Source organism: Streptomyces boncukensis (genome assembly GCF_011045075.1).
GTDB lineage: Bacteria > Actinomycetota > Actinomycetes > Streptomycetales > Streptomycetaceae > Streptomyces > Streptomyces boncukensis.
In genome coordinates this window covers 1-6,898 of record NZ_JAAKZZ010000407.1, presented here as the reverse complement: position 1 = coordinate 6,898, position 6,898 = coordinate 1, and the positions used below count along the sequence as shown (strand labels likewise).

Annotated in this window: 7 protein-coding genes; 4 read left to right on the top strand and 3 right to left on the bottom strand. The window is 73.9% G+C overall.

The window, feature by feature from the left end; translation table 11 throughout:
- Positions 1–142: 142 nt before the first annotated feature.
- Positions 143–643, bottom strand: coding sequence for a hypothetical protein (locus G5C65_RS28165; RefSeq protein ID WP_165301836.1), 501 nt, complete (start codon positions 641–643; stop codon positions 143–145).
- A 128-nt stretch (positions 644–771) separates the two neighbouring features.
- On the bottom strand, positions 772–1,569 hold the full coding sequence (locus G5C65_RS28160; protein ID WP_338146707.1) for a MerR family transcriptional regulator: 798 nt from the start codon (positions 1,567–1,569) through the stop codon (positions 772–774).
- Between the two features lie 248 nt (positions 1,570–1,817).
- On the opposite strand from G5C65_RS28160, the gene G5C65_RS28155 reads away from it, so the two are divergent.
- Genes G5C65_RS28155 through G5C65_RS28145 form a run of 3 tightly spaced genes read left to right on the top strand, consistent with a single transcriptional unit; the run spans position 1,818 to position 5,265 of the window.
- Entirely contained in the window at positions 1,818–3,392 is a 1,575-nt protein-coding gene (locus G5C65_RS28155) for a flavin-containing monooxygenase (RefSeq protein WP_165301838.1), read from the top strand.
- Positions 3,392–4,369 carry an alpha/beta fold hydrolase gene (locus tag G5C65_RS28150; RefSeq protein WP_165301834.1) on the top strand — a complete coding sequence of 326 codons (978 nt, stop codon included), beginning with the start codon at positions 3,392–3,394 and terminating at the stop codon, positions 4,367–4,369. Before G5C65_RS28155 ends, G5C65_RS28150 begins: the two co-directional genes overlap by 1 nt.
- Positions 4,366–5,265, top strand: coding sequence for an SDR family oxidoreductase (locus tag G5C65_RS28145; RefSeq protein ID WP_165301833.1), 900 nt, complete (start codon positions 4,366–4,368; stop codon positions 5,263–5,265). Before G5C65_RS28150 ends, G5C65_RS28145 begins: the two co-directional genes overlap by 4 nt.
- A 50-nt stretch (positions 5,266–5,315) precedes the next feature.
- On the opposite strand, the gene G5C65_RS28140 is transcribed toward G5C65_RS28145, so the two are convergent.
- Complete coding sequence (locus G5C65_RS28140) at positions 5,316–5,696, bottom strand: MerR family transcriptional regulator (RefSeq protein ID WP_165301837.1); 381 nt, start codon at positions 5,694–5,696, stop codon at positions 5,316–5,318.
- Positions 5,697–5,920: 224 nt separating this feature from the next.
- Between G5C65_RS28140 and G5C65_RS28135 the strand changes: the two genes are divergently transcribed.
- The gene (locus G5C65_RS28135; RefSeq protein WP_165301832.1) at positions 5,921–6,859 is read left to right on the top strand and encodes an alpha/beta hydrolase family protein; all 939 of its coding nucleotides are present in this window, start codon (positions 5,921–5,923) and stop codon (positions 6,857–6,859) included.
- The last annotated feature ends 39 nt before the right edge of the window (positions 6,860–6,898 follow it).

The window sequence follows — 6,898 nt, the reverse complement described above, 5'->3', positions numbered from 1 at the left end:
GGAGCGGGGGGCGGGCGTGCACGAGGCCGGCGGGGATCTGGTGCGGATCCCGGCCCCGTGCCGGCCGGCGCTGATCAGCGGACCGGCGGACCGGCGGATCGGCGGATCGGCTGGTCAGCGTTCAGCGTTCAGCGGTCCGCGGTCAGTGGAACGTGAACGAGGCGTCCACCGAGGCGGGGTCCGGGCAGAGGAAGCTGCCCTCGTGCAGCGGCACATCGGCGCTGCCCGCGTAGCTGCGGCTGTCGCCGTCGCGCTGCACGCTCAGGTCTGTCGCCTGGTAGCGGCAGTTCACGCCGAGCACCGTGACCGAGATGTCCAGCAGGTCGGCGGTCGCCGTGCCGGCGTTGTCGTCGAACGACACGGTCGGGTCGTTGTTCAGTGTCGCCTCGACGTCCTGGCAGCTCAGGTTGCCGCCGGGCGTGTTGATGGTCGAGCGGTCCACCGTGAGGTCGTTGGGCGCCGTGTCGCTGGTGACGCCGTCGGTCCAGGTGCACGATCTGCCTTCCGCGCCGATGGTGCCGTCGATGCTGCCCTCGGCGGCGCTGGCCGGGGCTGCCGTCAGGGCGGCCACGGTCAGCGCGCTCACGAGCACGCCTGCGGCCTTGGCGGGGGTTGATCGGAGGAAACGTGAGAGGTGGGGCATGCGGCTACCTCCATATGATGCCGTGTGCCATATGACCGCTGGTCATTTACCAGCAGTAACTTACCCGAAAGTAAGCATGGGCATGACATACGTCAACCCTTTGGCGCCCCCCTTCCGGCCGGGTCCTGCTACGTCGCCGGGTTCTCCTGTGTCGCCTGCTCCGGCCCCCGTCCCCACTCGGCCAGTTCCGCGCGGACCTGGCGGTCCAGCGCGAGGCCCAGCTCGGCCTCGACGACGGACTTGGCGAGCGGGCGGACGCGTTCGAGGAGCCCGGTGACCGCCGCCGGGTCGGCGGGGTCGGTGCCCGGGAGGAGGTGGCTGCGGAAGAGGCGGGCGAACGTGGTGGCGATGGCGTCCGTCTGGTCGCGCAGCCGGCGGCCCGCCGCGAGCACCTCGGCGAGCGGGACGCCCTTGGCCACCAGCTCCGCCGAAGCCTCCAGGAGGCGGCGGCTCACATGGACGAACTCGTCGCCGTCGATGGCGACATAGCCGATGTCGAGGGAGGCGGCGAGGTTGTCGACGGTGACCTCGCCGCCGAAGTAGTCGGCGAGCTGCTCGGGGGTGAGGCGGACCGGGGTCTCCTCGGCGAACGGGGTCGTGATGTCGCCCAGGCCCAGGAGCTCGGCCGCCGAGTGGCGGTCGCGGCCCTTCTCGAAGGCGTCCAGGAGGTCGGCGATGCCGCCCAGGGTGTGGCCGCGCGCGAGCAGGGCCGCGATGGTGCGCAGCCGGGCCAGGTGGTGTTCGTCGTACCAGGCGACCCGGCCCTCGCGGCGGGGCGGCGGCAGCAGTTTGCGCTCGCGGTAGAAGCGGAGGGTGCGCGGGGTGATGCCGGCCGCCTCGGCGAGTTCCGCCGCGCGGTACTCCCGGGGGGCCCGGTGCGCTCCGGGTTCCCCGCTCTCGTTCGCCTTCGCCTTCGCCTTCGTCACCCGGCCAGCGTAGGCGGTGCCCGCCGGCCGAGCGCGCCCCTGCGGGGCGCCTCGGCTGAGCCGCCCCATGGTGCAACCGGCGGTAACTTTTCCGGTCGCGCCCCTACCCACGAGTACGTCGCTGTCCTACGCTCCAACCGTGCCAGTGATTACTGGCACGTTCAGGCCCTCATCCTCGGACAGCGGGAGGCGGCAGCATGGAGACGGCGGCCGAGCGGGACAACGAGCGGGACGGCGGGGCGTGCGGCATGGGCGCACTGCCCTCACACGTACGAGTGGCGGTGGTCGGCTCCGGGTTCGGCGGCCTCGGCGCCGCGGTGCGGCTGCGCCGCGCGGGCGTGACCGACTTCGTGGTCCTGGAGCGCCGGGAGGCCGTGGGCGGCACCTGGCACGACAACACCTATCCCGGGTGCGCCTGCGACATCCCCTCCCATCTCTACTCGTTCTCCTTCGCGCCCAACCCGCGCTGGCCGCGAGCCTTCTCGCCGCAGCACGAGATCCGCGACTATCTGGAGCGGGTCGCGGACGTCTTCGGACTGCGCCAGCACCTGCTGCTGCGTACCGAGGTCCAGCGGATGGCGTGGGACGCCGAGGAGCTGCGCTGGCGCGTCGAGACCTCGCGCGGCGAGGTCACCGCCGACGTCGTCGTCTCCGCCACCGGGCCGCTGTCCGAGCCCCGGCTCCCGGATGTGCCGGGGCTCGACACCTTCGAGGGCAAGGTCTTCCACTCCGCCGCCTGGGACCACGACTACGATCTGCGCGGCAAGCGCGTCGCCGTCATCGGCACCGGCGCGTCGGCGATCCAGGTCATCCCCGCCGTCCAGCCGGCCGTCGGCCGGCTCACCGTCTTCCAGCGGTCCCCGGCCTGGGTGCTGCCGCGCAACGACCGGCCCATCACCGGCGTGGAGAAGTGGCTGCACAGCACGCTGCCCAGCACCCAGAAGCTGCGCCGCTTCTTCCACTGGAGCGTGCACGAGCTGGAGACCCAGGTGTTCGCCAACCACCCCCGGCTGCTGGCGGCGGTGGAGAAGCTGTCGGCCGCGCATATGCGGCGCGCCGTCAAGGACCCCGAGCTGCGCCGCAAGCTCACGCCGGACTACCGCGTCGGCTGCAAGCGCACCCTGCTGTCCGACGACTACTATCCCGCGCTCGCCCAGCCGAACACCGACGTGATCGACTCGGGGCTGCGGGAGATCCGCGGCAACACGCTGGTGTCCGCCGACGGCCGGGAGGCCGAGGTCGACGCCATCGTGTTCTGCAGCGGCTTCCATGTGTCGGACATGCCGGTCGCCCACCTCGTGAAGGGCGCCAATGGCGAGACGCTCGCGGAGTCCTGGGCCGAGGAGGGCATGAACGCGCTGCGCGGCACCGCCACCGCCGGGTTCCCCAACTTCCTCTTCGTCATCGGCCCCAACACCGGCCTCGGCACCAGCTCCATGCTCCTGATCATCGAGTCCCAGCTCAACTACATCGTCGACTACCTCCGCAAGCTCGACACCCTCGGCGGCCCGGACGGCGCCCGCGCCGCGCTCGACGTGCGCCCCGAAGCGCAGCGGCGCTTCAACACCCGGCTCCGCGAGCGCATCGGGCGCAGCGTGTGGCAGACCGGCTGCACGAGCTGGTACCTGGACGCGCTGGGCCGCCCGGTGGCCGTCTGGCCGGGCACCACCGCGGAGTTCCGGAAGATCACGAAAGAGGTGTGGCTGGAGGAGTACGAGGTGCTGCGCACGGCCCCGGGCCCGCCCGGCCGGGCCCCCGCCCTCGCCGGGACGGTGAGCAGGGGCGCGGCCACCGCGGCCTTCCACCAGGGAGAGGACGCGTGATGCCGGCCCGTGCCCCGGGGCGCGCGCGGGCCCCCCGCCTCCGCGGCGCCTACGCGCCGACCGCCCCCGCGCGCGAGCTGACCGCGCGCTCCGGTGACGGCACCCGCATCCCCGTCGAGGTCCACGGCAGCGACTCCGCTCCCGCCGTCGTCCTCGCCCACGGCTGGACGTGCAGCACCGCGTTCTGGGCCCCCGTCGTGCGCACGCTGACCGCGGGCGGACTGCGGGTCGTGACGTACGACCAGCGCGGGCACGGCCGCAGCCCGGCGGCGGCCGCCCCGTACGCGTACAGCACCGCCATGCTCGCCGACGACCTGTGCGCCGTGCTGGAGACGGCGCTGGAGCCGGGCGAGCGGGCCGTCGTCGGCGGCCACTCCATGGGCGGCATGACGCTGATGGCGGCGGCGGGCCGGCGCCCGCTGCGCGAGCACGCCGCCGCGCTGCTGCTGTGCAGCACCGGAGCCCGGCAGCTGAGCGCTGAGGCCCGCGTCATACCGCTGCGCTCCGAGCGTGCCCGCGCCGCCGCGCACCGGCTGCTGCTGGGCGCACACACCCCGCTCGGCCCGGTCACGCCGCTGTCCCGTAGGGCGCTGGCGTACGGCACGCTCGGGCCGCGCCCGCGCCGGGAGACCGCCGAGGCGACGGCGCGGATCGTGCACGCCTGCCCGACCGGCACCCGCGCCGCGTGGGGCGGGGTGCTCGCCGAACTCGACCTGTCCGCGAAGGTGCCGCTCCTGGACGCGCCGACCGCCGTCGTCGCCGGGACGGCGGACCGGCTCACCCCCCTCCCGCACGCGCGCCGGCTCGCCGCCCTGCTGCCGCACTGCACGGGCCTGCACGAGCTGCCGGGACGCGGCCATATGACACCGCTGGAAGAACCGGACACGGTGAGCGCGGTACTGGCCGACCTCGTACGAGACCATCTGCGACCAGAACATCCGCAAGCGGAGGACCGGACACGGGAGGCGAGCGCATGAGCCGGGTCGGACTGGAGGGCCAGGTCGCCGTCGTCACGGGCGCGGCCCGCGGGCTCGGCGCGCTGCTGGCGCGCAAACTGGCGGCGCGGGGCGCCTCCGTGGCGCTGGTCGGGCTGGAGCCGGAGGAGCTCAAGCACCTCGCCGTACGGCTGCGCGCCGACTCCGAGGCCGACGCGGAGTACTGGCACGCGGACGTCACCGACCACGAGGTGATGGCGCGCGTCGCCCGCGAGGCCAAGGACCGGTTCGGCAAGGTGGACATCGCGGTCGCCAACGCGGGCGTGGCGACGGGCGGCCCGTTCCTCGACTCCGACCCGGTCACCTGGCGCCGGGTGATCGAGGTGAACCTGGTCGGCAGCGCGGTGACGGGCCGCGCCTTCCTGCCCGTCCTCGTCGAGTCGCGCGGCTACCTCCTGCAGATCGCCTCCCTCGCGGCGCTCACCCCGGCGCCGATGATGACGGCGTACTGCGCCTCGAAGGCGGGCGTCGAGGCGTACGCGCACAGCCTGCGCGCCGAGGTCGGCCACCGCGGCGTCCGGGTCGGCGTCGGCTATCTGAGCTGGACGGACACGGACATGGTGCGCGGCGCGGACGAGGACGAGGTGATGCGCGACGTACGGCGCCGCCTCCCCTGGCCCACGAACCGCACCTACCCCCTCGGCCCCACCGCCGACCGCATCGTGCAGGGCGTCGAGCGCCGCTCGGCCCATGTGTACGGGCAGTGGTGGCTGCGCGGCATGCAGGCGGTGCGCGGCGCGCTTCCGGCGGCGGTCGGCGGTCCGCTGGGCCGGCGGGAGATGCGGCGGGTCGCCGCGCGGCTGGAGGGGCACGGCCCCGTTCCGACGGGCCTGACGGGCGCCGGAGGAGCGGCGGACGAGAGGGAGCGCACCCGCTAGGGACCCTCCTTCGGACCGTCAGAAGGGCCCTGGTGCCGTGGCCGGGGCGGTCAGGCCGCGGTGTCCTGTCGGCAGGGGGCGCCGGTGTGCAGGGTGGCGGCGGCGCCGGCGATGACCGAGTCGAGCCTGTCCCGGGTGCGGGCGAGGTCCGCGAGGTGCCGGCCGATGCGGTCGCGCTCCACGGCCAGGCGGTCGAGAAGTTCGGGCGTGGCCCTGCCGTCGATGACGCAGGGGGTGAGCTCGGCGATGGTCTTGCTGGACAGGCCGGCGGAGAGCAGCTCCCGGATCACGCGGACCCGGTCGACCGCGGCTTCCGCATAGCGGCGCTGACCGCTGTCGCTGCGCTCGGGGGCGAGCAGGCCCTGCTCCTCGTAGTACCGCAGGGCCCGGGTGGTGACTCCGGTCCGGCGGGCGAGCTCCCCGATGCGCATTCCCATCCCGTGTCCCTGTGTCCCCGTGTCCCTGTGTCCCGCGTCACAACTACTTGCCTTTGACGTCAACGTCACCTTTTAGCGTAACCGCCGTGAGCTTCCGCAGGGGGCTCCTCCACCGCCGGGAGCGACGCTGATCCCCGCGGTCCCGGCGGCGTCGGCTCGACGGCCCCTGCGGCGGCGCCCGATCCACCGCACGCACCACCCCTGGAAGGTGTCAGCGCATGACCCCGTACCGGACGACCGGTCTCACCGGCCCCGCGCCCACGCCGGCCATAGCGGTCAAGCCGCTCGTGCTGCCCGCCCCGCACCGGGGCGCGGACCTGCACGTACGCGTCTCCGCCCCGGTCACCGGCAGCAGCCTGCCGATCGTGCTGTTCGCGCACGGCTTCGGCTCGGACCTGGACGGCTACGCCCCGCTGGCCGACCACTGGGCTACCCACGGCTTCGTGGTCCTTCAGCCCACCCACCTCGACTCCAAGCGCCTCGCCGCCCCCGCGGACGATCCCCGCAGGCCCGGGCTGTGGCGCTACCGCGTGCAGGACATGCGGCACATCCTGGACGAGCTGGAGACCCTGGAGTCCTCCGTGCCGGGCCTGGCCGGCCGGGCCGACCGCAGCCGCGTCGTCGCCGCGGGGCACTCCTTCGGCGGTCAGACCGCGGGCATACTGGTGGGCCTGCGCGTCAAGGACCCGCAGACCGGCGTCGCCGAGGACCTGTCCGACCCCCGGGTCATGGCCAGCGTCCAGCTGGCGACCGCCGGCAGGGGCGGCGACGACCTGACCCCCTTCGCCCACGAGAACCTCCCGTGGCTGCGGGACCCGGACTTCTCCCACACCACCGCCCCCGGGCTGGTCGTCGCCGGGGACAAGGACGACCTCCCGCTCTCCACCCGGGGGCCGTCCTGGACGAGCGACCCCTACACCCTCAGCCGCGGCAACAAGAGCCTGCTCACCGTCTACGGCGGTGAGCACTTCCTCGGCGGCATCTCCGGCTACGGAGCTGCGGAGACCACCGACGAGGACCCCGATCGTGTCGCTCTCGTCCAGCAGGCCACTCTCGCGTACCTGCGGCACGTCACCGGGATCGACCACAGCGACTGGGAGACGGCCCGGTCCGTCCTCACCGGCGCCCACCCCCTGGGACGGCTGGAGTCCAAGTGACCCCCGCCGGAGGGACCGGTCCGCCGCGGTGGGGCCGTC